At 67.0% G+C, this 23221-nt stretch carries 22 protein-coding genes; 12 read left to right on the top strand and 10 right to left on the bottom strand.

All coding sequences use genetic code 11. The features are described 5' to 3' along the window. Positions 1-36 precede the first annotated feature (36 nt). The gene (locus V3B41_RS03615; protein ID WP_004150340.1) at positions 37-582 is read right to left on the bottom strand and encodes a GNAT family N-acetyltransferase; all 546 of its coding nucleotides are present in this window, start codon (positions 580-582) and stop codon (positions 37-39) included. A gap of 95 nt (positions 583-677) precedes the next feature. Next, on the bottom strand, positions 678-1535 hold the full coding sequence (rlmJ, locus tag V3B41_RS03610) for a 23S rRNA (adenine(2030)-N(6))-methyltransferase RlmJ (RefSeq protein WP_197619956.1): 858 nt from the start codon (positions 1533-1535) through the stop codon (positions 678-680). Between the two features lie 35 nt (positions 1536-1570). Between rlmJ and creB the strand changes: the two genes are divergently transcribed. The 7 genes from creB to V3B41_RS03575 all read left to right on the top strand — a co-directional run bounded on the left by creB (position 1571) and on the right by V3B41_RS03575 (position 9383). Beyond that, positions 1571-2296 carry a two-component system response regulator CreB gene (gene creB / locus V3B41_RS03605; RefSeq protein ID WP_329860116.1) on the top strand — a complete coding sequence of 242 codons (726 nt, stop codon included), beginning with the start codon at positions 1571-1573 and terminating at the stop codon, positions 2294-2296. A 3-nt stretch (positions 2297-2299) separates the two neighbouring features. After that, the gene (gene creC / locus V3B41_RS03600; protein WP_197619954.1) at positions 2300-3760 is read left to right on the top strand and encodes a two-component system sensor histidine kinase CreC; all 1461 of its coding nucleotides are present in this window, start codon (positions 2300-2302) and stop codon (positions 3758-3760) included. Between the two features lie 81 nt (positions 3761-3841). Then, complete coding sequence (gene creD / locus V3B41_RS03595) at positions 3842-5161, top strand: cell envelope integrity protein CreD (protein ID WP_295549439.1); 1320 nt, start codon at positions 3842-3844, stop codon at positions 5159-5161. Positions 5162-5171: 10 nt separating this feature from the next. Next, positions 5172-5582, top strand: a complete 411-nt coding sequence (locus tag V3B41_RS03590) for a hypothetical protein (RefSeq protein ID WP_295549435.1) — start codon at positions 5172-5174, stop codon at positions 5580-5582. A 124-nt stretch (positions 5583-5706) separates the two neighbouring features. Next, positions 5707-7299, top strand: coding sequence for a M20/M25/M40 family metallo-hydrolase (locus V3B41_RS03585; RefSeq protein WP_329860113.1), 1593 nt, complete (start codon positions 5707-5709; stop codon positions 7297-7299). Between the two features lie 154 nt (positions 7300-7453). Further along, on the top strand, positions 7454-8857 hold the full coding sequence (gltX, locus tag V3B41_RS03580; RefSeq protein ID WP_049433881.1) for a glutamate--tRNA ligase: 1404 nt from the start codon (positions 7454-7456) through the stop codon (positions 8855-8857). Between the two features lie 34 nt (positions 8858-8891). Then, a complete protein-coding gene (locus tag V3B41_RS03575; protein ID WP_004150412.1) occupies positions 8892-9383 on the top strand; it encodes a Fur family transcriptional regulator in 492 nt (163 codons plus the stop codon). A 153-nt stretch (positions 9384-9536) separates the two neighbouring features. Here V3B41_RS03575 and V3B41_RS03570 read toward each other — a convergent pair whose 3' ends face one another. The 5 genes from V3B41_RS03570 to V3B41_RS03550 form a co-directional block, all read right to left on the bottom strand. Continuing rightward, complete coding sequence (locus V3B41_RS03570; RefSeq protein WP_197619949.1) at positions 9537-10688, bottom strand: HlyD family secretion protein; 1152 nt, start codon at positions 10686-10688, stop codon at positions 9537-9539. A gap of 10 nt (positions 10689-10698) precedes the next feature. Further along, entirely contained in the window at positions 10699-12372 is a 1674-nt protein-coding gene (locus tag V3B41_RS03565) for an MFS transporter (RefSeq protein WP_197619948.1), read from the bottom strand. Continuing rightward, positions 12372-12938 (bottom strand): TetR/AcrR family transcriptional regulator, encoded by a 567-nt coding sequence (locus V3B41_RS03560; protein ID WP_197619947.1) that lies wholly within the window; start codon positions 12936-12938, stop codon positions 12372-12374. Before V3B41_RS03560 ends, V3B41_RS03565 begins: the two co-directional genes overlap by 1 nt. A 201-nt stretch (positions 12939-13139) precedes the next feature. Continuing rightward, a complete protein-coding gene (locus V3B41_RS03555; protein ID WP_049411306.1) occupies positions 13140-13589 on the bottom strand; it encodes a hypothetical protein in 450 nt (149 codons plus the stop codon). A 168-nt stretch (positions 13590-13757) separates the two neighbouring features. Continuing rightward, positions 13758-15959, bottom strand: coding sequence for a TonB-dependent receptor (locus tag V3B41_RS03550; protein WP_329860109.1), 2202 nt, complete (start codon positions 15957-15959; stop codon positions 13758-13760). A 135-nt stretch (positions 15960-16094) separates the two neighbouring features. On the opposite strand from V3B41_RS03550, the gene V3B41_RS03545 reads away from it, so the two are divergent. Together V3B41_RS03545 and V3B41_RS03540 are read left to right on the top strand one after the other, a co-directional pair. Continuing rightward, positions 16095-16508 (top strand): MerC domain-containing protein, encoded by a 414-nt coding sequence (locus V3B41_RS03545; RefSeq protein WP_008264835.1) that lies wholly within the window; start codon positions 16095-16097, stop codon positions 16506-16508. 110 nt (positions 16509-16618) lie between these two features. Next, entirely contained in the window at positions 16619-16798 is a 180-nt protein-coding gene (locus tag V3B41_RS03540) for a 30S ribosomal protein THX (protein ID WP_004150462.1), read from the top strand. Between the two features lie 149 nt (positions 16799-16947). On the opposite strand, the gene V3B41_RS03535 is transcribed toward V3B41_RS03540, so the two are convergent. The 3 genes from V3B41_RS03535 to V3B41_RS03525 form a co-directional block, all read right to left on the bottom strand. Further along, positions 16948-18198, bottom strand: coding sequence for an ectonucleotide pyrophosphatase/phosphodiesterase (locus V3B41_RS03535; RefSeq protein WP_329860107.1), 1251 nt, complete (start codon positions 18196-18198; stop codon positions 16948-16950). A 427-nt stretch (positions 18199-18625) separates the two neighbouring features. Next, positions 18626-19117: a methylated-DNA--[protein]-cysteine S-methyltransferase gene (locus tag V3B41_RS03530; protein WP_049432187.1), complete on the bottom strand. Its 492-nt coding sequence runs from the start codon at positions 19115-19117 to the stop codon at positions 18626-18628. Further along, positions 19114-20592: a DNA-3-methyladenine glycosylase 2 gene (locus tag V3B41_RS03525; protein WP_100443643.1), complete on the bottom strand. Its 1479-nt coding sequence runs from the start codon at positions 20590-20592 to the stop codon at positions 19114-19116. The genes V3B41_RS03530 and V3B41_RS03525 overlap by 4 nt, the downstream gene beginning before the upstream one ends. A 398-nt stretch (positions 20593-20990) precedes the next feature. On the opposite strand from V3B41_RS03525, the gene V3B41_RS03520 reads away from it, so the two are divergent. Genes V3B41_RS03520 through V3B41_RS03510 form a run of 3 tightly spaced genes read left to right on the top strand, consistent with a single transcriptional unit; the run spans position 20991 to position 23159 of the window. Then, entirely contained in the window at positions 20991-22154 is a 1164-nt protein-coding gene (locus tag V3B41_RS03520; RefSeq protein ID WP_049432186.1) for a hypothetical protein, read from the top strand. Between the two features lie 58 nt (positions 22155-22212). Then, the gene (locus V3B41_RS03515; RefSeq protein WP_329860104.1) at positions 22213-22758 is read left to right on the top strand and encodes a DUF4019 domain-containing protein; all 546 of its coding nucleotides are present in this window, start codon (positions 22213-22215) and stop codon (positions 22756-22758) included. Between the two features lie 11 nt (positions 22759-22769). Beyond that, the gene (locus V3B41_RS03510) at positions 22770-23159 is read left to right on the top strand and encodes an MAPEG family protein (protein WP_049432181.1); all 390 of its coding nucleotides are present in this window, start codon (positions 22770-22772) and stop codon (positions 23157-23159) included. The last annotated feature ends 62 nt before the right edge of the window (positions 23160-23221 follow it).

The following is a 23221-nucleotide window of genomic DNA, read 5'->3' as shown; positions in this document are numbered from 1 at the left end:
TGAATCAACGTCGCCGAGCATGGCCCGGCGCTACCTTCAGTTGTCCAGCTCCAGCACCATCCGCACCAGGCCTTCGGCACCGGTCGGGTGCGGCACCGGCTTGAAGCCCAGCGAGGCGGCCAGCTGCTTCATCGGCTCGTTCTCGGCGGCAACGTCGCCGTACAGGCGGTCCAGGTACTTGCCGCGGCCCCACTTCACCAGCTTGCGCATCAGCTGCCGGCCCAGGCCCTGGCCGATCAGGAAGCGGCTGATCAGGATCGCGTACTCGGCTTCACGGGTACCGGGGATGATCGAGGCCCGGGCGACCGCGCCGACCACCGCTTCGCCAGCGGGCAGGGATTCGGCTGCGACCAGGGTGATCTCGGTCTTGGGATTGGGGTGGGTCAGGCGCTGGGTGGTTTCCGGCGACAGCTCGGTCACCGCCTGCAGGAAACGATCACGGATTTCTTCCGGCCCGAACAGGCTGAACGCCGCTTGCAGCGGTGCGCCATCTTCCGGGCGGATGGGGCGGATCAGCAGCTCGTGGCCGCTGGGAGCCTTGAAGATCTCATGCCAGGGCGGCATGCGGTTGCGAGTGGCCATACCGGGTGATTCCTTGGTGGTCCATCGATTGTGGCATCACCGGGGCTGCATTCCGTGAACGAAAGGCTCACGGCGGTACAGCCTCGTGAAGGCCGTTATTCGGGTGCTTTGAGCCAATCCAGGCGGGTACTGGCACCGGGCTCGCCCAGGTGCTGGCGCAGCGCCGGCAGGGCCGGGCCGACCACCCGGTCGAACTGCCAGGGCGGGTTGAGCAGCAGCATGCCGCTGCCGTTGAGGCGCAGCGGTGAGTCGTCCGGGCGTACCAGGAGCTCGATGGTCATCGCCGATTTCACCGGAAGGGCGGTGGCCTTGCGCAGGAAATGCAGGATGGTGCGGCGCTGCTTGATCGGGAACCAGACCGCGCAGGTGGCCTGCGGCCAGCGTGCCAGGGTCTCGGCCAGCGCGGCCAGGACGGCCTGGTATTCGGCGTCCTGCGCCTCGTAGGGCGGGTCGATCAGCACCAGGCCGCGGCCGATCTTGCTGCCGTTGAACTTCGGCGGCAGCAGCGAACGCAGCAATGCATAGCCATCGCCCGGATGCACGCCGACCCGGCTGTCATGCGCGAACAGCGCCTTCAGCGTGGCCGTTTCGGCTTCCTGCAGCTCGCACACCGCCATGCGGTCCTGGGAGCGCATGGCCTGCGCGCTCAACAGCGGCGAGCCCGGATAATTGGTCAGCGCGCCCACCGGGTTGTCGGCCTGTACCGCCTTCAGATAGCGCTCGACCACCTCCGGCAGCTTGGGCTGGGCCATCAGCCGCATGATCCCCGATTCGGCCTCGAGGGTCTTGCGGCTCTCTTCGCTGGCCAGCAGGTAGCGGCCGGCACCGCCGTGGGTGTCGAGCACGAAGAACGGGCTGTCCTTGCGCTTGAAGCTGTCGATCAGGGCCAGCTGCACGATGTGCTTGAGCACATCGGCGTGGTTGCCGGCATGGAAGGCATGGCGATAGTTCATGGGCGGCAGTGTACGGGGCGGCGGCCGCAGCGGCTATGCTGCGCGCCATGACAGCTCCCGTTGCCCATGTCCTGGTAGTCGAGGACGAAGCCGCCATCGCCGAAACCGTGCTCTATGCGCTGCGCAGCGAGGGCTATGCCGCCAGCCATTGCCTGCTGGGCGGCGAGGCCCTGCAGCGGCTGCAGGCTGGGGATATCGACGTGGTGGTGCTGGACGTGGGCCTGCCCGACCTGGGCGGCTTCGAGGTGTGCCGGCGGCTGCGCGCGCAGCCCGGACCGGCGGCCCAGCTGCCGGTGATCTTCCTGACCGCCCGCAACGATGAAGTGGACCGGGTGCTTGGCCTGGAGCTGGGCGCCGACGATTACATGACCAAGCCGTTCTCGCCGCGCGAACTGGTGGCGCGGGTGCGTGCGCGCCTGCGCCGCGCGGCACCGGTCGTCGCAGCACCCGGCGCCGATGCGGGCTGGCAGGAACATGGCGCCTTTGCCATCGACCGTGAAGGCCGGCGTATCCGCTTCCATGGCCAGGCACTGGACCTGACCCGTTACGAGTACGCGCTGCTGGAGGCGCTGCTGCAGCGCCCCGGCGCCATTCTCAGCCGTGCCCAGCTGATGGACCGTGGCTGGGACAGCAGCGCCGACAGCGCCGACCGGACCGTCGATACGCATGTAAAGACGCTGCGCGCCAAGCTGCGTGCGGCCGGTGCCTGCGATGACCCGATCCGTACCCACCGTGGCCTTGGCTACGCGCTGGAGGTCTAGCCGATGCGCCTGGTACTGAAGCTGTTCCTGGGCTTCTTCCTGATCACCGGCATCGCCGCCTTCTTCGTGATGCGCGTGTTCGTCAACGAGGTGAAGCCCGGTGTGCGCCAGGCGATGGAATCGACCCTGGTCGATGCGGCCAACGTGCTGGCCGAAATGGCCGCCGCCGACGTCAAGGCCGGCACCATCCGCAGCGGCAGCTTCACCCGCAACCTGGCCAAGGCGCGGCAGCGCGACCTGAAGGCGATGGTCTGGCGCTTCCCGAAGCGCTCGCTGGATTACCGGGTGACCATCACCGATGCCAAGGGCATCGTCATCTACGACTCGCTGGGCCGCGACCTGGGGCGCGACAACTCGCGCTGGAATGATGTGTACCGCACGCTGCGCGGCGAGTACGGCGCCCGCTCCAGCCCGGAAACACCGGGTGAGGAAGGTGACACGGTGATGCACGTGGCCGCGCCGGTGTATGACCCGGCCGATGGGCGCACCCTGATCGGCGTGCTCAGCCTGGCCCAGCCCAACCGCAGCATCGATCCGTTCATTGCCGCCAGCCAGCGCGCCATCATTGAACGCGGTGCCTGGCTGATCGGCTTGTCGGCGCTGGTCGGTGTGCTGGTGACGATGTGGCTGACCACGGGCCTGGGCCAGCTCAGCCGCTATGCGCGTGCGGTCAGCGCCGGCGAACCGGTGCCACCGCCGCGCCGCCGCCGCGACGAGATCGGTGACCTGGGCCAGGCGCTGGAAACCATGCGCCGCAAGCTGGAGGGCAAGGCCTACGTCGAGCAGTACGTGCAGTCGCTGACGCATGAAATGAAGAGTCCATTGGCGGCGATCCGCGGTGCCGCCGAGCTGCTGCAGGAGCCGCTGCCGGAAGCTGATCGCATGCATTTCGCACGCAGCATCGTCGATCAGCAGGAGCGGTTGACCGAGACCATCGACAAACTGCTGGCGCTGGCCGAAGTGGAACAGCATGGCTGGCTGCAGACCCGTGATCCGATCGCGCTGCCAATCTTGTTGGCCGATGCCGCCGCGGCCGCGCAGGTGCGCGCGCAGGCGGCGGGCGTGCAGGTCCGCATCGGCAGCGTGCCCGACCTGCAGGTGCAGGGCGACGGCTACCTGTTGCGGCAGGCGCTGCACAACCTGATCGACAACGCGATTGCGTTCTCTCCGGCCGGCGCGGAGATCGCGCTGCAGGCCGAGGTGGATGGGCAGGGCGTACGCCTGCAGGTGGCCGACCGCGGTGCCGGCATTCCCGACTATGCGCGTGAGCGGGTGTTCGAACGCTTCTATTCGCTGGCCCGCCCCGGCAGCGGACGGCGCAGTTCCGGCCTGGGCCTGCCGTTCGTGCAGGAGGTCGCTCGCCTGCATGATGGCCGCGCCAGCGTCGATGCCCGCGACGGCGGTGGCACCGTGGCCAATCTGTGGTTGCCGCTGGGTACGCCGGGCCAGCGTCCGCGGCGCTGACTTCACACTCGCTTCAAATTCGCCACAAACCCTGCTCACTGCAGCGGTCCATCCTGCAGCCCTCTCCAACGAGGATGGACCATGAAATCCCTGAAGATGCTGCTGCGGTTCGCCATTGTCGGCGGGCTGATCCTGCTGCTGCTGGTTCCGCTGACGATGATCCGCGGGGTCATCAACGAACGCAGTGCGTACCGCGACGAGGCCTTCGCGCGGGTGGCCGACAGCCGCGCCGGTGCACAGCAGCTGGTCGGCCCGGTGCGGGTGGTGCCGTGGGTGGAGCGCAAGCAGGTTGAGCTGGTCGACCCGCTGGGCGTCAAGAAGACCGAGGTACAGGTCACCGAAGGGCACTGGCTGCAGATGCCGGCGTCGCTGGAGGTCGGCGGCGAAATGCTGCCGAGCCAGCGTGAGGTCGGCCTGTTCAAGGTGCCGGTGTACAGCTGGAACGGCCAGATGAAGGCAACCTTCGCCGAAGACGATTACCCGGTGAAGGCCGGCCGCAGCTACGGTCAACCGTACGTGGCGGTGGGGGTTTCCGATGTGCGCGGCCTGGTCGGTACGCCCAACCTGCGCGTGGATGGCAAGCAGCTGCGCCTGCTGCCGGGCGTCGGCGCCGCCAGCGAAGTCGGCCGCGGCCTGCATGCACCGGTGGCCGGATTCGCCGAAGACCATGGCGGCACGCTGGCCGCCAGCACCGTGGAGCTGGAGCTGCGCCTGGACGGAAGCCGCATGCTGTCGGTGGTGCCGGTGGGCGATGACACCCACATCGCGCTGCGTTCGAGCTGGCCGCACCCGTCGTTCAGCGGTGCCTTCCTGCCCAACGAGCGCCGCGTCGATGCGCAGGGCTTCGATGCGCGCTGGGCGGTGTCCTCGCTGGCCTCCGACGCACAGCGCCAGCTGCGCAATGACGGTGCGGTCGAATCGCAGGCGGTGACCGTTTCGCTGGTCGATCCGGTCGATGCTTACACCCAGGCCGATCGCGCCTCGAAGTATGGCGTGCTGTTCGTGCTGCTGACGTTCGTGGGCTTCATCCTGTTCGAGTTGATCAAGTCGCTGCGCATCCACCCGCTGCAGTACCTGATGGTGGGCCTGGCGCTGGCGATCTTCTTCCTGCTGCTGATCAGCCTGTCCGAGCACATCGCATTCTGGAAGGCCTACCTGGTGTCGGCGGTGGCCTGTATCGGCCTGCAGGCGGTGTATCTGGCCAACGTGCTGGGGCACTGGAAGCGCGGCCTCGGCTTCGCCGCGCTGCTGACCGTGCTGTATGGCGCGCTGTACGGCCTGCTGGTGTCGGAGAACAACGCGCTGCTGATGGGTTCGCTGCTGCTGTTCGTGATCCTGGCACTGGCGATGTGGGTGACCCGCCGGGTCGACTGGTACGCGCTTGGCGCGGAACTGAAGTAAGGAGTACGCCATGGGCTGGCGCCAGGGATTGCGGCAACGGGCACGGCAGGGCATTCCGGCCCTGCTGGAAGTGGATGCACTGCTGCAGGCGCATGGCGTGCTGGCGGCCCTGCCGGGGGCACGGATTGCGCCCGGCCTGGTCCGCTTCCAGCTGGCGCCGGTCACCTGCGAGGGATTGCAGGGCAAGGGGCTGGCCTGGCTGCAGGGCGCGCGGCAGGGACGCGGCGCGGTGGCCGGCCGGGTGCCGCGCTACCGGCCATGGAAGGCCGGGGCAGAGGCGCTGGCCGAGATCGGCATCGGCGGCCTGCCGGATGACTGGCCGGCGCATGCGGCGGTGTTCGGCTGCAGCAGCATCGACCGGCGGCATTGGTTGCTGTTGCTGCCGGAGCGGGCGCAGTTGTGGTTGGGGTGGAATGGATGATTCGGCTGTTCATCCACGCATGGCGTGGATCTACTGCTGTCCATGACCGATGGGACGGTATCGCCGCGCCCCTGCTGGCTAGACTCGATGGGTTGATGATCGAGCCGAAGGGCAGGGGTGCGATGTGTTGAAGTGGGGCGTGCTGGCCGCAGCGCTGGTGATGGGTGGCAATGCAGGGGCGCAGCAGCGCGAAACGGTGGACCTGGACATGGTCAGCCGCATCCGCCAGGAGGCCTTCCATCGTTCGCAGGTGATGGACACCTTCAGCTATCTCACCGAGCGCATCGGCCCGCGCCTGACCAATTCGCCGGCGATGGGCCGCGCCAATGCCTGGACCCGCGGCAAGTTCAACGAATGGAAGCTGGACAACGTCCACGACGAAGCCTTCGATGATTTCGGCCGTGGCTGGGAGTTCACCTCGGCCAGCGTGGAAATGCTGGGTGACCGCGTGCAGCCGCTGCATGCGCTGCCCAAGGCCTGGACGCCGGGCACCAAGGGCCCGGTCGAAGGCGAGTTGGTCCAGGTCGAGATAAAGAAGCCGGAAGACATCGAGAAGTACCGCGGCAAGCTGCGCGACAAGATCCTGCTGCTGGGCCAGGCGCGCGAGTACAAGCGCGGCACCGAGCCCGATTCGCACCGGCATGACGCCACCTCGCTGGAGGGCCTGCAGGAGTTCACCCTGCCCAAGGACAAGGACGCCACCGCCGAACGTGCCAAGCGGGTCAAGGAGTACCAGGAACGCCAGCAGCTGGCGACCAAGGTCAATGCGTTCTTCGTGGAAGAGGGCGCGCTGGCCTCGATCAGTATCAGCAGCTGGGACAACGGCATCATCCGCGTTGCCGGTGGTGGTTCGCGCAAGGCCGGTGAATCGGTGGGCATCCCCGAGCTGGCGATGATCAGCGAGCACTTCAATCCACTGGTGCGCGCGCTGGAGGCCAAGCAGACCGTGCGCCTGCGCGTGGATGTGGCCGCGCGTTTCACCGACCAGGCCGACCAGCCGGGTTACAACACGCTGGCCGAGATCCGCGGCAGCAGCAGGCCCGACGAAGTGGTGATGATCGGCGCGCACCTGGATTCGTGGCACAGCGGTACCGGTGCGGCCGACAACGCGGCCGGCGTGGCAGTGATGATGGAGGCGATGCGCATCCTCAAGGCCACCGGCGCCAAGCCGAAGCGCACCATCCGCGTGGCGCTGTGGAGCGGCGAGGAACAGGGCCTGATTGGTTCGCAGGCCTATGTGGCCAAGCACTTCGGTCGTTTCCCGGAACCCACCGACGCGGCACAGAAGGCACTGCCGGCCTCGCTGCGCGAGCCGACCGGTGCATTGCAGAAGACCCGCGACTACGACAAGTTCCAGGTCTACTTCAACATGGACAACGGCTCGGGCCGGTTCCGTGGCATCTATGCGCAGGAGAACCTGGCGGCGATGCCGATCTTCGAAGCCTGGCTGGCGCCGTTCCATGACGTGGGCGCCACTACCGTGGCCACTCGCAACACCGGCAGCACCGACCACATCAGCTTCGACCGCATCGGCCTGCCGGGCTTCCAGTTCATCCAGGACCGGCTGGACTACTTCACCAATGTCCACCACAGCCACCTGGATACCTGGGACCACGCCGAACCGGAAGACCTGAAGCAGGCCGCCGCCATCGTCGCCTCGTTCGCCTACAACGCCGCCATGCGCGAGCAGTCCTTCCCGCGCAAGCAGGAACCGTAAAAGGGGACGGAGGGGATTAAGTCGTTTCTCCCCTCCGTTTCCCGGTTGCAGCGCCCAGAGGCTGGGCAATCGCGACTTAATCCCCTCCGTCCCCTTTTTCCGTCGGGGGCGGAGGGCTGGTAAAATCGGGGGATTCCCGTTCCTCGAGCCGTCCATGACCTGCCGCACCCGCTTCGCCCCCAGTCCCACCGGCTACCTGCACATCGGTGGTGCCCGCACTGCGCTGTACTGCTGGCTGGAGGCCCGCCACCGTGGCGGCGAGTTCGTGCTGCGCATCGAGGATACCGATCGTGAACGCAGCACCCAGGGCGCGATCGACGCCATCCTGGAGGCGATGGAGTGGCTGGGCCTGGACTACGACGAGGGCCCGATCTACCAGACCGACCGCGTCGCCCGTTACCTGGAAGTGGCCGAGCAGCTGGTGGCCGACGGCAAGGCGTACTACGCCTACGAGACCCGCGAAGAGCTGGATGCGATGCGCGAGGCCGCGATGGCCAAGCAGGAGAAGCCGCGCTACAACGGCGCTGCGCGCGAGCTGGGCCTGCCGCGCAAGGACGACCCGAACCGCGTCATCCGCTTCAAGAACCCGCTGGAAGGTACGGTGGTGTTCGACGACCTGATCAAGGGCCGCATCGAGATCGCCAACAGCGAGCTGGATGACATGGTCATCTTCCGCCCGGACGGCTACCCCACCTACAACTTCGCGGTGGTGGTGGACGACTGGGACATGGGCATCACCGAGGTGATCCGCGGCGACGACCACATCAACAACACCCCGCGCCAGATCAACCTGTACGAAGGCATCGGCGCGCCGGTGCCGAAGTTCGGCCACATGCCGATGATCCTGGACGAGCAGGGCGCCAAGCTGTCCAAGCGCACCGGCGCGGCCGACGTGATGCAGTACAAGGACGCCGGCTACCTGCCTGATGCGCTGCTGAGCTACCTGGCCCGCCTAGGCTGGTCGCACGGTGACCAGGAGCTGTTCAGCCGCCAGGAGTTGATCGAGCTGTTCGACGTGAAGGACTGCAACTCCAAGGCCTCGCGCCTGGATATGGCCAAGCTGGGCTGGGTCAACCAGCACTTCCTGAAGACCGAGGACGTGGCCGCCATCGTGCCGCACCTGGTCTACCAGCTGCAGAAGCTGGGCCTGGACGTGGCCGCCGGCCCGGCCCCGGAGGATGTGGTGATCGCCCTGCGTGAACGCGTGCAGACCCTGAAGGAAATGGCCGAGAAGGCCGTGGTCTGGTACCAGCCGCTGACCGAGTACGACGAAGCCGCCGTGGCCAAGCACTTCAAGGCCGGCGCCGAGGTGGCGCTGGGCAAGGCCCGCGAGCTGCTGGCAGCCCTGCCGGAATGGACCGCCGAGTCGGTGGGCGTGGCCCTGCATGATGCCGCCGCGGCGCTGGAGATCGGAATGGGCAAGGTTGCCCAGCCGCTGCGCGTGGCCATCACCGGCACCCAGGTCAGCCCTGACATTTCCCATACCGTGTACCTGGCCGGCCGCGAGCAGGCCTTGAAACGCATTGATGTGGCCATCACCAAGGTAGCAACGGCCTGAGGCATCCTTGCCAGGCCCGAACCGGAGAACACGCATGCCCGCCAAGACCGCCACTGCCTGTACCGCCCCGCACCACCACGTCCATGACGCATCGGATTTCGTGGCGGTGGTCGAGCGCGTCTCGCGCGAACGCGGGCTGCGCCTGACCCCGATCCGCGCCAACGTGCTGAAGCTGATCGCCGAGGCCGGCAAGCCGGTCAAAGCCTACGAGCTGCTGGAATGGGTGCGCAACGGCAAGGGCGTGGGCGCTGATGCCCCGCCCACCGTGTACCGCGCGCTGGACTTCCTGATGGCCAATGGCTTCGTGCACAAGCTGGAGTCGGTGAATGCATTCGTGGCCTGCCATCACCCCAGCAGCGCCGCGCATTCGGTGCCGTTCCTGATCTGCAACAGCTGCCACAGCGCAGTGGAACTGGAAGACCGCGAGATCGTCACCCAGCTGGAAAAGCGTGCCAAGGAGCTGGGCTTCCAGCCGCAGGCACAGACCCTGGAAGTGCACGGGCTCTGCGCGCGCTGCGCGGGCTGATCGTGTCGGCGGTAGAGTCGGTCGGCGGTAGAGTCGACTGTTAGTCGACTGCTCTTCCGTGAAGCCCACGAGTACCCCGCGCTGCGCGATAGTCGACTGACAGTCGACTCTACCAAGCCGTCTCTACCAAGCCGAGTCCTGCAGGGTCGCGTCCTAGTCCATCGGCTTGCTTGCGGTATCCACCCGCACGATCACCGACATGCCAGGCCGCAACTCTGCGGCCAGCTTCTGGCCTTCATTGATCGAAATCCGTACCGGCAGCCGCTGCACCACCTTGGTGAAGTTGCCGCTGGCATTGTCCGGGCGCAGCACGCTGAATTCCGACCCGGTGGCCGGGGCGATCTCCTGCACGCGGCCACGCAGCACCTGGCCCTGGAACGCGTCCACAGAGAACGTGGCCGGCTGGCCGATGGCCATTCCCCAGGTCTGGCCTTCCTTGTAGTTGGCCACCACCCACAGCGTGTCAGGCACCAGGAACAGCAGCTGAGAACCGGCCGCGACGTACTGGCCCACGCGCACGCTGGCTTCACTGATCTGGCCGTCGCGCGGCGCGTGGATCACGGTATTGGCCAGATCGATGCGCGCCAGTTCCAGCTGCGCCTGTGCGCTCTCCACCTGCGCCTCCAGGCTCTTGCGCGCGACCTGGGTCGATACCAGGGTTTCCTCGGCAATGCGGATCTGCGCCTGTGACTGCTGGACGCTGGCCTGTGCCGACGCCTGGGTGGTGCGGAACTTGTCGCGGTCATTGATCGACACCAACTGCTGCGCGGCCAGTTCCTCGTAGCGCTTCAGCTCGTTGCGCGCGCGCTGCAGTTCGGCCTGGCCGGCCGACAGCGTTGCATGCGCGGAGGCGATCTGTGCGCGGTTCTGGGCCTGCGACTGGTCGGAGTTGGCGAGCGCCGCGCGCGCGCTGTCCAGCGTTGCCTGTGCCTGCGCGACACGCTGTGCGTAGATGCGGTCATCGATGCGCAGCAGCGGCGCGCCCTCCTTCACGTGCTGGAAGTCCTTCACCAGCACCTCGGTCACATAGCCGTTCACCTGCGGCGCCATCACCGTGATCTGCCCGCGCACATACGCATTGTCGGTCACCATCACCGTGCTGGTGAACGGCCACAGGTGCCACGCGCGCAGGATCAGCGCGATGCCCAGCAGGGCCACGACCACCATCACCACCACGCTGCGCGCGCTGGGCTTGAGGTACTTCGGCGCCACGGCAGGTTCGACTGGCGTGGGCGCGGGAGCGGCGTCCGTCGGTGGCGGTGGGGTGACGTTGTCGTCGTCGGTGCGGGGCGGAACGGGAGGCATGGGGTTGGACTCAGCGGGGCGCGGCCGGCGTGGCCACGGCAGGGGACGTGGGATGGCGCTTGCGCCATTGCTTGAGCACGGCGGTGCGCACCGACAACAGCAGCAACCAGCACAGGAAGCCGATGGCCAGCCAGCCACTCAGCGTGAACACATCATTGAAGCCGCGCACGTTGGCTTCGCGGCGCGTCGTCTGCGCCAGCTGCGCGCTGCCCTGCGCGCTGCGCAGCACCGGATCGGTGATCTGGGCAGCGTACAGCTGCTGCTGGATACGCAGGCGCTGCGCCACCACAGGATCGGCCGGGTCGAGCTGGCTGGTCAGCGCGCTGGAGTACAGCTGTTCGCGATGCAGCTGGAAGGTACCCAGCACCGCCGATCCGGCCAGGCCCCCCAGGGTCTGCGTGATCGACAGCGTTACCAGGAAGGTGATCATGTGATCCACGCCCTGTTTCAGAGCGGCGGAAATGCCGAGCATGATCAACGGGCCCATGAACATGCCGGCGCCGACCGAGGCCAGGAACTGGCTGGCATAGAAGTCGTGCGGCCGATCCATGCTGGTGCGATGCTGGTCGAAGAAGGCGGCGGCGCCCAGCAGCAGGATCGCCATCAGCAGCTGGGGGATCAGCCGCTTCGGGCCGAAGGTAAGTGATGCTCCGGCGATGCCAGTGACCACGCCCGCCAGTATCACCACGAACAGCGGGCGCATCTGGTCAGGCCCCATGCCCAGCGTGCGCATCAGGTTGACGACGCCATAGGACTGCTCGGTGGTGAGGAAGCGGATCAGAAAGGCACCGACGATGAAGTGCAGTACCGGCAGCTTCGACAGCCAGCGGATCTGCAGCAGCGGATTGCGCCGGTAGTGCTCGATGATGAAGGCGGTGGTGGACAGCACGATCGAGGCGACCAGTGCCCAGCCCAGCCATGGCGTGTTGAGCCACCAGCGCGTGTAGCCCTGCGCCAGCACGATCACCAGCAGCGCGACCGCCGGTGCCAGCAGCGCGAAGGTGAGGAAGTCCAGCGGTTCGAAGGCCTTGATCTGGATGCCGGGCGGCAGCTTCAGCACCACCACGGCTGCAAATGCACACAGCGCCAGGCCGGCTTCGAAGGAATACAGCTGGTGCCACTGGCCGGTATCGACCAGGCCTGGCGAAACGATCCAGGCGATCGGCACCGCCAGCTGCGAAAGGCCGACCCCGACCACCAGCAGATTGCCGGTGAACCGCCGCGGCAGCGCCTGCAACATGTACAGCGTGCCCAGGGTCGAACAGGCCGCGCCAGCGAAGCCGCTGGCGGCACGGGTCAGCATCGTGGTCTCGAAGCTGCCGACGAACAGGTGCAGCACCGCCAGCGCCGCATACAGGCCCAGCCCGATCTCTGCGAACAGGCGGATGCCGTACTGCTGGCGGAACTTGAAGGCCAGCAGGTTGGCCGTGACGTTGACCATTGCATAGGCCGCCACCAGCCAGCTGCCCTGGGTCGGGGTCAGCGCCAGCTGGCCCTGCAGGAACGGCAGGTTGGCGGTCACCAGCGCATTGCCGAGGCCGCCGGTGATCGCCACCAGCAGCGACACCAGTGCATAGGCCACGCGCCGATACGGCGGATGCCAGGGCATCGATGCCGAACCGGGCATGGTCGGCTTCTCGTGCTCCTCCCAATCCGGAACCGGCTTCAGATACGGCTGGACCATCAGCGGGCCTCGCTGGCTGCTCCCTGGAGACCCCCGCGCAGCAGCTGCAGGGCACGCCCGGCCAACTGGGCACGCTCGTCGCGGGTTTTGCCGCGCAGGGCCGCCCCCAGCATGCCCGAGATCAGTGAAATATCCGTCTTTTCCAGATCGGCCCGGCACAGGCCGGCTACCTTGGCGCGGGCGATCGGCACCTCCAGCAGGTCGCGCACGGTTTCGCGCGCGGTGCGCATGGCTGGCACATCCGAATCGACGGCGCGCCAGTAATCGGCCAGCGCCGGTGAATCGATGATGCGCTGGGCCATGCCCTCGAACACCTCGAACAGGGCATCGTCGCGGTCGCCGAGCTGTTCGACCTGGCGCCGGATCCGGTCGACCGTGCGTTGCAGCAACGCCTGGATCAGCGCGGTGCGGTCGGGGAAGTTGCGGTACAGGGTGGCGCGGCCTACCTGGGCACGTTCAACCACCAGGTCCAGAGGGGCGGTGACACCGTGTTGGCCGAACACATGATCGGCGGCGTCGAGGATGAGGGCACGGCGGGCAGCAGCATCGGCACGTTGGGCGGTCATGGAATTATTTTCGGACAAAAATGTCCGATTGGCGAGACTTTGAGTGACGGGATTGTCCGCTTGTTGTGGTACGCACATCTTTGTGACGAGTGCGTGATGGCGTCGCAGCGATATGTAGGAACCCCATGGCTCCCGGAGGGTGCAGTAGATCCACGCCGTGCGTGGATGAGTATCTGGAGCGGATGGGAGCTGGCTAGCGGCTCACTGATCCACCTTTCCAGTTTTCTTCCTGCTCTTGATGAAATCAATGAACCCCTTCTTATGGCCCTCAAAAACACGACGGCCGTACTTCCGGTAGTGCGGTTCAAATAGTGTGTAGGCCCCATCCAGGTCTCCGGACTCGAAGTGGATGGTGGCGGCGAGTTCGTCCATGGACACGCTCGCAGCTTCGCCTTCTCCATAGATGTCTCTGGCGACCATCGCCCACTTTCTGGCCTTCTCAAACTGGGCCGTATCGCGATAGAAGACAGCTATTCCATACGATGTAATCTGGCCGTAGTCATAAGCAGATTTCGGCTCCGGAATCATGTCCCAGCTTTCAAGGAAGCGATGCTCTGCCTCCGCAATATCGCCGGCCAGCCAAGCGGTTCTCCCGCGCCTGGCGATTGCAAGGAAGCGTTCTTCCAGTTCGGCATCGAGACTTATGGCCATGCAGGTGTTTCCGCTCAGTTTGTCTATTGAATTGACGCCGGCTGAGTCTAGCCGCGCAGCAGATCGTGACGCGTCGGTAGTGCGCCGCTTTCACCAGTTCATGCCATATGCGACAGAAAAAGGGGGCCTTTCGGCCCCCTCAGGTAAAGCTACGACGCCGGCGCGCGATCAGAAGAACGCGCGGATGCCGAATGCGACACCACGGCCAGGCAGCGGCGAGTAGTCGCGCAGCAGCGAGGTATGCGGACGCACTTCGCGGTTGGTCAGGTTGCTGCCATCCAGGAAGACTTCGTAGCTGTTGCTGGCGTTGCGATCCCAACGGTAGGCCAGGTGCGCATCGACCAGGGTGTAGCCGTTGCTCGGCTCCTCGTTCTGCGCGACGTCCTTCTGGCGGCTGTAACGCACCGCACCGACCGAGGCGCGCCAGCCATCCTTCGACCAGCGCAGGTCGGCACCGACGCGGGCCGGGGCGATCCGCGGCAGGTAGCCGGTGTTGGCCAGTTCCACGCTGTAGTTGTGGTTGTGGTCGCCGTGCGGCACGGCGAAGTCGAGGGTGCGGCTGCCGCTGCCGTCCAGCTTGGCCTTCACGTAGTCACCGAACAGTCGCAGGTCCCAGTCACCGGCACCGCCCTCGAACAGGTGCACCAGCGCTTCGGCCTCGGCACCGCGGAACACCGCGTCCTGCTGGGTCCATGCACGAACCGGCAGGCCTTCGGTTACGCCGGTGTCGGCCAGGTAGATGAAGTCCTTGAACTTCGTTTGATAGACCGACGCCGAGAAGTCCAGGCGTTCGCTGTGGGTGTGGATACCCAGTTCCACGCGCTGGCCGCGCTCGGTCTTCAGGTTGGCATCGCCGATTTCCAGCGAGCGGGTGGCGATGTGCGCGCCGGCGGCATACAGCTCTTCGTTGGTCGGTGCACGCTCGGAGCTGTCCACGCCGATGCGCAGATCAACGGCATCGTTGAGCTTCCAGATGCCAGCGGCAGACAGGTTGGTGGCGCCGAACGTGCGACGGCGGTAGTCACCGGTCGGGTCCAGCTTGACCTGATCGTGGCGGCCGCCCAGTTCCAGCTTGAACGGGCCGAACTGCTTTTCCTGCAGCACGAACAGGCCGATGTTCTTCGTACCGGTATCCGGTACGAACGCCTCTTCACCCTTGGCGCCGAAATCACTGTTGCCGAACTGCAGGCCGAACGCGCCATCCCAGCCGCCGATCTGCTGTTGCACCGCTTCCAGGCGTGCCTCGATGCCACGGTTGGTGAAGCGGGTGGAGGGCGTGCCGGCCTCCAGTTCCACGTGCTCGTAGTCGGTGTAGGCCACGCGTGCGTTGATGTTCTTCAGGAAGGAGACCGGGTTGTAGATGCCAGCCTTGGTCTCGAAGCGGTTCTGCACCATGTCGATGCGCACGTCATGCTCGTCGCCGCCTTCCTCTTCGTCGCCATGGTCGTGGCCGTGGTCATGGCCGTGATCGTCGCCATCGGCGTGCACGTGCGCTCCGTTGGGAATGCCGTAGTTGGTGCGGTAGGTGCTGGCCGACACGCCGAAGTAGCCGCCGTCGCCCAGCCAGGTCGCGCCGACGCCACCGGCGCGGGTACGGATGGAGCTGTTGTCGAGGCGGCCGCGGCGCGGCTCTTCGCCCTCCTCGCCCGCGTGGTCGTGGTCGTCGTGGTGGTCTTCCAGGCTGTCGATCACCGCATAGCCGGGAATGCGGTAGTCGTCGCCATTGCGTACCAGGCCGTCCACATGAAGCACGACATTGCCGGTGACGCCATCGAGGCGGAACATGCCGCTGCGCTCGTTGTTCACCGAATTGCCACGCAGCTCGGCGCGGCCGCTCAGCGGACGCTCGGGCAGTTCGCGCGCGATGCGGCCATCGACCACGTTGACCGCACCACCGATGGCACCGCTGCCGAACAGCAGCGTGGCCGGGCCCTTCAGCACTTCGATCTGGTCGGCCAGGAACGGCTCGATGCTGGTGGCATGGTCCGCACTGACGGTGGACGCATCCATGTTGCCCATGCCGTTGGACAGCACGGCCACGCGCGGGCCTTCCTGGCCGCGGATGATCGGGCGGCCGACACCGGGACCGAAGAAGGTGCTCTGCACACCCGGCAGCTTGGCCACGGTGTCGCCGAGGGTACCGGCCTTCTGCTCGTCCAGGCGCTCGCCAGCCAGCACGTCAACCGGGCGCGCCAGCGATTCGGCATCGCCCTGCAGCGGCGAAGCAGTCACCTGCACCGACGACAGTTCAGTCAGGTGGCGGTCACGATGGGAGGTGTCCTGGCCGGCTGCAAAGGCAATGGACGGCAGCAGGGTGGCCAGAGCCAGGGCCAGGGAATGCGGCTTGAGCCGCGGGGTGTGGGTGGGCATGAAGAAGTCCTTTGTTACTGTATATCAATCGCTGGGCGCACGAATCCCGTCAGCGGGACAGGGGGAGGGAAACCGTGCGGGTCGGGAATGGATGTTATATTATTCCATAACGATTCGCCGACCCTGCTGGAAGTCATGTCCCTGTCCTCACGCCTGCGCCACCTGCTCGACCGTTTCGGTGCCACTGGTTCGATGCTGTGCGCGGTGCACTGCGCGGTGATCCCCGTGTTGCTGGCGGCGGCGCCGTCGCTGGGCCTGTCGTTCTGGCTGAGCGACGGCGTGGAGCAGGCTCTGGTGGTGTTCGTGACCCTGCTGGGTCTGTTCAGCCTGGTCTGGGGCTACCGCCGCCATGGTGCGTTGCGCGCGCTGGGCTTCCTGATTCCCGGCCTGGTCGCGCTGTGGGCGGGCGTGCTGTACGACCCGCTGCACCACAACGCGGTGCCGCACGCGGTGGTGATGACCATCGGCGGCCTGCTGGTGGGCGTGGCCCACCTGGTCAACCTGCGCCTCAACCACGGTCACGTGCACGACGCCAGCTGCGCGCACTAGGCGCTCCGTGATAGGATTTTCGATCGTGCGCGGGGGCGCCCAGCAAGGCGGCCCCGCCGAACCCGTGTCAGTACGGGGTAACCAGATTTCACACTTGAGGAGTTGAAGACATGGGTAAGGGTGACCGCAAGACCGCCAAGGGCAAGCGTTACAACGCCAGCTACGGCAACGCCCGTTCGCATACCGCGAGCAAGGTCGCCGTAGGCGCCGCCGCCCCGGTTGCCAAGAAGACCGTGGCCAAGGCTCCGGCGAAGAAGGCCGTGGCGAAGAAGGCCGTCGCCAAGGCCTGATCCGGCCGGTGATGAGTCCAAAGAAAACGCGGCGCCTGGCGCCGCGTTTTTTTATGCGTGCCGTCCGGGCCGCCGCGTCCGCCGGCTGTGGGCCGGCACTACCCACATTGGCGCGGTAGCGCCGGGCCATGCCCGGCGGAGACATTCGATCAACGCAGGGTCTGCTTCAGCGTTTCCGGATTGCCATCATTCGGTGCAGCCGGCACCTGCAGCAGGTGGGCCAGCAGCGGGTAGACATCCACGTTGTCGAAGCCCTCGATCACCAGGCCCTGGCGGAACGACGGGCCGCCGGCCACGAACACCGCACGCATCGACGGCAGCGCATTGTCGTAGCCATGCGAACCCCGCTCCTGCTTGGCGCGCTTGGCGATCTTTTCGCGGTGCAGCGCATCCCAGCCTTCATCCATGGCGCAGACGATGTCCGGAACCCGCGGGTGCGTACCGTAATGCCAGCGCGGTGGCAGGCTTTCCTTCTTCCAGCATTCGTAATGCGCATGGCGGCCAAGCAGCGCGCGCTCGGCATCCGTTTCACGGCCGGGCAGAGGGGCGAACCCTACGGATTGGCCCTGGCTGACATTGCGCGCGATGGCCGGATCGACCATCGATTCGGTCGCGATCACGTGGCCATCGGCCACGCTGGCCATGCCATGGTCAGACACCACGATCACGTTGGTGGTGGATGCCAGCCCACGCTGCCGCAGGCCGTCCAGCACCTGCCCGATGATCTGGTCGGCACGCACGATGGCGTCGGCGTACTGCTTCGAATCCGGGCCGTAGTGATGGCCGGCCTTGTCCACGTGTTCCATGTACAGCGTGGTCAGTCGCGGCGCATCGGCATCGGTCTGCGCCAGCCAGTCGAGCACGACGCCGGCGCGCTGCTCCAGCGGCTCCTGCCCGTCATAGACGCGCCACTGGCTCGGGCGCACGCCGCCGATTTCCGACTCGCTGCCCGGCCACGAGGTGGTGGCGGTGCGCACGCCGACGTTCTCGGCGCTGACCCAGATCGGCTCACCGCCCCACCAGCCACTGGTGGTGACCGCCTCGCGGTTGCTCAGTTCGAAACGTCCCAGTGCTGCATCGTCCATGCTGTTGTTGACGATGCCGTGGTGGTCCGGGCGCAGGCCGGTGGCGATGGTGTAGTGGTTGGGGAAGGTCAGGGAGGGGTACGACGGCGTCATCCAGCGCGCGCGTACCCCGCCGTCGATCAGTCGCTGCAGGTTCGGTGTCAGGCCGCGATCGAGCGCATCGGCGCGCAGGCCGTCAATCGAGATCAGAAGCAGCTTCGGCGGTGCAGCTGTTGCAGCAGTGGTGGGAACAGAGGCAGAAGGGGCGGGCGCGGTGGTGCAGGCGGCCAATGGCAGCAGCAGCGCCAGCGCGCAGGTCAGGCGTACGGAAGTCATCCACGCATGATAAGCCGGTGCAATGACCGGCCCAAGACACGTTGCGCCGAAGGACGCAGCGTGTCCGCGCATTTTTCCTTATCCCCGCGCCTGTCGGCGCGCCCCGTTCAACAACAAGGGGGCTCTTCTCCAGACAGATTACAGATGCTTCCATCCACGCATGCGTGGATCTACCCTGTCGACCAAGGTCGACACCTACCAGCCACCGCTCAGTAGGCCATCCCGACGGATCGCAGGAACCTGTCGAAGGCGTGGTGGGTCCGGTTGCGGGGGTGTCCGCGGCATGGATGCCGCGGCCAAGCCCCCATGGAAGGGTTCACGGCGTCCCCCGCAACCGGACCCACCACGGCATCCCACGGAATCCTGCTGTTGCTTCGGCCGTTGCCGTTGCTTCTGCGGGTGCCGGGCGCCGCCCGGCCAGCAACTCTCAGGCGAACAGCGGTGCCTGGCGTTGTTCCAGCCGCAACAGCGCGGCCTTGGTTTCCAGCCCGCCGCCGAAACCGGTCAGCGCGCCGTTGCTGCCGATCACACGATGGCAGGGCAGGATGATCGGCAGCGGATTGCGGCCGTTCGCCGCGCCCACCGCGCGGGTCGCGCTGGGTTGGCCCAGGTGCTGCGCCAGCTGAAGGTAACTCCAGGTCTGGCCAAACGGGATCAGCGCCAGCGCCTGCCACACGCGTAGCTGGAACGGGGTGCCACGTGGCGCCAGCTGCAGGTCGAACTGGTTGCGCTCGCCGTGCAGGAACTGCAGCAGTTGGTCGCGCGCTTCCGGCAAAGCATCCGGCGCGTAATGCCAGCCGTCGCGGCCGCGTGCCGGATGGCGGTTCTCCGGGAACAGCACATGTGACAGCCCACGCTCGTCACCGGCGATGGTCAGCACGCCGATAGGGCTGTCGAAACGATCGAACAACAGGGTCATGTCGGTTCTCCAACGAAAGTGCCGGACAGGTGCCACAGGTGCAGCACGGCGTAGGCGCGCCACGGGCGCCACGATTGCGAGCGGGCTTCGGTTGCACGCTCGCTCAGGCGCTGGCCCTGCGCGTGGCCGAGGACCTGCTGCAGCACCAGGTCACCGGCGGGGAAGGCATCGGGCTGGCCAAGTCCGCGCAGGGCAATGTACTGCGCGGTCCACGGGCCGATGCCGGGCAGTGCAACACAGCGCGCAACGAATTCTTCGAGCGCCTGGCCGGGACCGAAGTCGAGCTGGCCACTGGCACAGGCGGCGGCCAGCGCACGCACGGTGGCGGCGCGGGTGCGCGGCAGGCCGATCGATTCCAGTGGCGCTTCGGCCACCATCTCGGGCGCCGGGAACTGGCGATCGAACTCGGACGGCATGCCCGGCAGGTGCGCCCCGTATGCATCGACCAGACGCCGCGCAAAGGTCGTGGCGGCGGCGACACTGACCTGCTGGCCCAGCACCGCACGCACGCCCACTTCGAAACCATCCCAGCCGCCGGGCACGCGCAGCCCGGGGCGTTCGGTGATGCCGCGTGCCAGCAGGGGTTCTTCGTTGAGGGCGGCGTGAACCTGCTGCAGGTCTGCATCGAGGTCGAAAACGCGACGTACTCGGCGCACGATGTCCGGGATCAGGCGCGGATCCACCGCGCCCAGCTGCAGGCGCAGCTCCGGGCGCTTCGGATCGGCGGTGACGCGCAGCAGGGTGGGGCGCTCCGGCGTGCCGAGCACGCGCTGGTAGCTGTCTTCGCCGATCAGTTCGATGCCGGGCAGGCTGCGCTTGCGCAGGAACGCCAGCATGCGTGGGAAGTCCAGCGGCGGGCGATACACCAGGCGCAGCACCAGGCCGCCATCATCGGCAGCCAGCGGTTGATGCTGGCGACGCAGAGCGGTCGGCGCCATCCCGCAGCCCTGCAGGAACGCGGTATTGAAGCGGCGCAGGCTGTTGTAGCCCGCGGCCAGCGCGACGTCGGTCACTGGCAGCGTGGTTTCCGTCAGCAACTGCTTGGCCAGCAGCAGGCGGTGGGTGGCATGGATCTGCCCGGGTGTTGCGCCGAGATGTTCGACGAACAGGCGCTGCAGCTGGCGCGCGCTGAGTCCGATCTTCTGTGCCAGGTCCGCTACCGGCTGCTCCTGCAGGAAGCCGCCATGGATGATGGCCAAGGCGCGCTGTACGGTCTGCCCGGCGAGGGCCTGCTGGGCCTGCGGCGCCAGTTCCGGGCGGCAGCGCAGGCAGGGGCGGTAACCGGCGGCAGCGGCCGCGGCGGCGGTCGGGTAGTAGGTGATGTTGCGTGGTTTCGGCGGCGGCGCCGGGCAGACAGGGCGGCAGTAGATGCCGGTGCTGCGCACGGCGGTGAAGAACACGCCGTCGAAGCGTGCGTCACGGGCCAGGCGGGCGCGGTCGCAGGCGGCGGTGTCGAGGGCGAGTGCGGTGTCCATGGCGCCAGTCTAGGCCTGCGGGGGCGGCGATACTCGCCACATTCGGACATGGATGCTGAAGGGGGTTGGGCAGGGCTGCGCCCTGCACCCGCGGAATCAACGTCAACGTCAAAAGCCGGGCAACCGTGGGATGGCGGGGTGGGTCCGGTTGCGGGGGACGCCGTAAATACGTCCATGTAGGCTCGGTCGCCGCATCCATGCGGCTCACGCCCCCGCAACCGGACCCACCCCGCCTTCGACAGTTTCCCGCGGCCTGCGGAACGGCATCCCGCTCTGGTAGGTGTCGACCTTGGTCGACACGCTTTCCCAAGGGTCAGAAGGGGTTCAGTGCCACGCGCTGAATGCGCGCGCTGGACGGGTAGACTGTGGCCCTTGCTCCCTTGAAATCCGGTTGCCCGATGTCCGCCAAACTCCGCTGGTTGCCCCTGTTGTGCCTGGCCCTGGCGGGCTGCAGCCAGCTGGAGAATCCGGGCAATGTGACTGCTGCCGACAAGGCGGCGCGGGCGCCGGCCAGCGATGGCGAGAACATGGTGTCGATCAATGCCGCCGATGCGCCGCCACCGCCGGCACCGCCGCGCAGCCGGGCGGATCGGCCGTGGCCGCAGGCGCAGCTGGAGAATGGTCGCGCCTGGGTCAGCTGCGGCACCGAATATGCCGGCGATGCGGGCGACGGTGTCGAGCTGGAAGGCCTGCAGCGCGAGCAGATCGGCCAGGCGCTGGCGCCGTGTGCCGAGCGCGGCCTGATGCGCGTGCGCTACGCCGGCAAGATCAATCCGGGCTTCGCCGAGATGATGTGGCGGTTGGCCGTGGTTGCTGACGAACAGAAGATCCACAAGCGCATCCTCGACCTGGACTCCAGTGGCGGCCAGGTGGAATCGGCGATCGTCGCCGGCGACAGCATCGGTGAATCGGGCTGGACCATCTGGGTACGCGAAGGTTCGATCTGCCACAGCGCCTGCGTGTTCGTGCTGGCCGCCGGTGACAACCGCCTGCTGTCGGGCAAGGTCGGCATCCATCGCATGATGCGCATCAGTTCCAAGGCCACCTCGCGCGCGGAACTCAACCGCGAGCTGCACGAGGTCTACGACAACGTGAAGGACTACCTGCAGCGCAACGGCGTGGCGGTGGGCGTAGCCGACCTGATGATGACCGTGCCCAACCGCAGCCTGCGCCTGTTGACCCCGGACGAGCTGCGCCAGTACGGCCTGGATGGCACCAACGCGGTGCAGGACGATCTGGAACGGATCAAGCAGATGCGGGCCTGCGGCGATGATTTCGTGCAGCGCAAGGATGCGTTCCTGATCGCTTTCGACCAGCAGTGCAAGCGCGAAGGCGCCGACATGGAATCGATCAACAGCTGCGGCCAGGCGCTGAAGCAGCGCTTCGGGTTCCCGGATGCGGTGTGCCCGGAAGAAAGCCCGCTGTCGGAGATCGACGTGGCGACGCTGCCACCGGCACCGTCGGAGCCGTCGCCGGTGGCCGAACAGGCGCCGGCAGACACCGGCACGCCTGCCGCGCAGGCCGATGCCGCCGCGGTGGAAGGCAGCGCCAACGCGCGCTGACGGACAGATCACCGCGCTGGCGTAGACTGCGGTTCTTTCCCGAGAACCGGCGGTGTCCATGAAGCGCGTGCTCCTGCTGCTGTCCCTGCTGCCCCTGACCGCGTTGGCGCAGGTTCCTGCGCCGAGCACGCCTGCACCGGCACCGGCGCGGCCTGCACCGGCATCGCCAGCGGCTGCGAAACCGGCCACCGCAGGCGCTCCGGCGTTGACCGCTGCGCAGCAGGCGCAGGTGCAGAAGCAGGACGCTGAAATGGGCGCGGCGGCGGTGAAGGCCGCGCAGCTGGTGGATGCCAACCGCGCCGGCGAGTTGTGGGATGGCGCTTCGGCCGTCGCGCGCCGTGCAGTACCGAAGGCCGCCTTCGTCAGCCAGTTGACCACCGAGCGCACGCGCCTGGGTGCGCTGGCCGGGCGTGGCCAGCCGACCATCACCCGGGTCAAGTACAGCGCCGGCGCTGCGGTGCCGGAAGGGCTGTACATCAACGTCAGCTTCCCGACCCGTTTCGCCAACAGCGCGCAGCCGGTGCGCGAGCTGGTCTCGTTCCGTTTCGACGAGGACCAGGTGTGGCGCCTGGCAGGCTATAGCCTGCGCGCGTCGGCACCCTGAGGAGATGAACCATGGCAACTGAACTGACGATGCTGGCCTGGTCGGTGCTGCTGGGTTTTGTCTACATCTTCGCCACCTCCACCGTGGTCACCCGCGAACGGGGAATGAAGTGGAATGCCTCGGCACGGGATGGCGATGCGAAGCCGCTCAGCGCGCTGGCCGGTCGCCTGCAGCGGGCCCAGGCCAACTTCCTGGAGACGTTCCCGTTCTTCGCCGCCGCGGCGATCGCGGTCGTGCTGGCCGGGCGCGGCAACGACACCACCGCGCTGGCCGCGCAGGCTTACTTCTGGGCGCGCGTGGTCTACCTGCCGTTGTATGCCGCAGGCGTGCCCTACGTGCGCAGCCTGGTGTGGCTGGTGTCGCTGCTGTCGATCCTGGCGCTGGTGTTCGCGCTGTTGTGACCCGGGCCTGATCCAGATCAAGGCCGCTCAGGTGCGCGGCGCTATGCTGGCGCGGACTGAAT

Source organism: Stenotrophomonas sp. SMYL89 (assembly GCF_036319985.1).
Taxonomy (GTDB): domain Bacteria; phylum Pseudomonadota; class Gammaproteobacteria; order Xanthomonadales; family Xanthomonadaceae; genus Stenotrophomonas; species Stenotrophomonas maltophilia_Q.
Note: the sequence above shows the minus strand (reverse complement) of the source record. Positions and strands in the feature narration are given on the sequence as shown.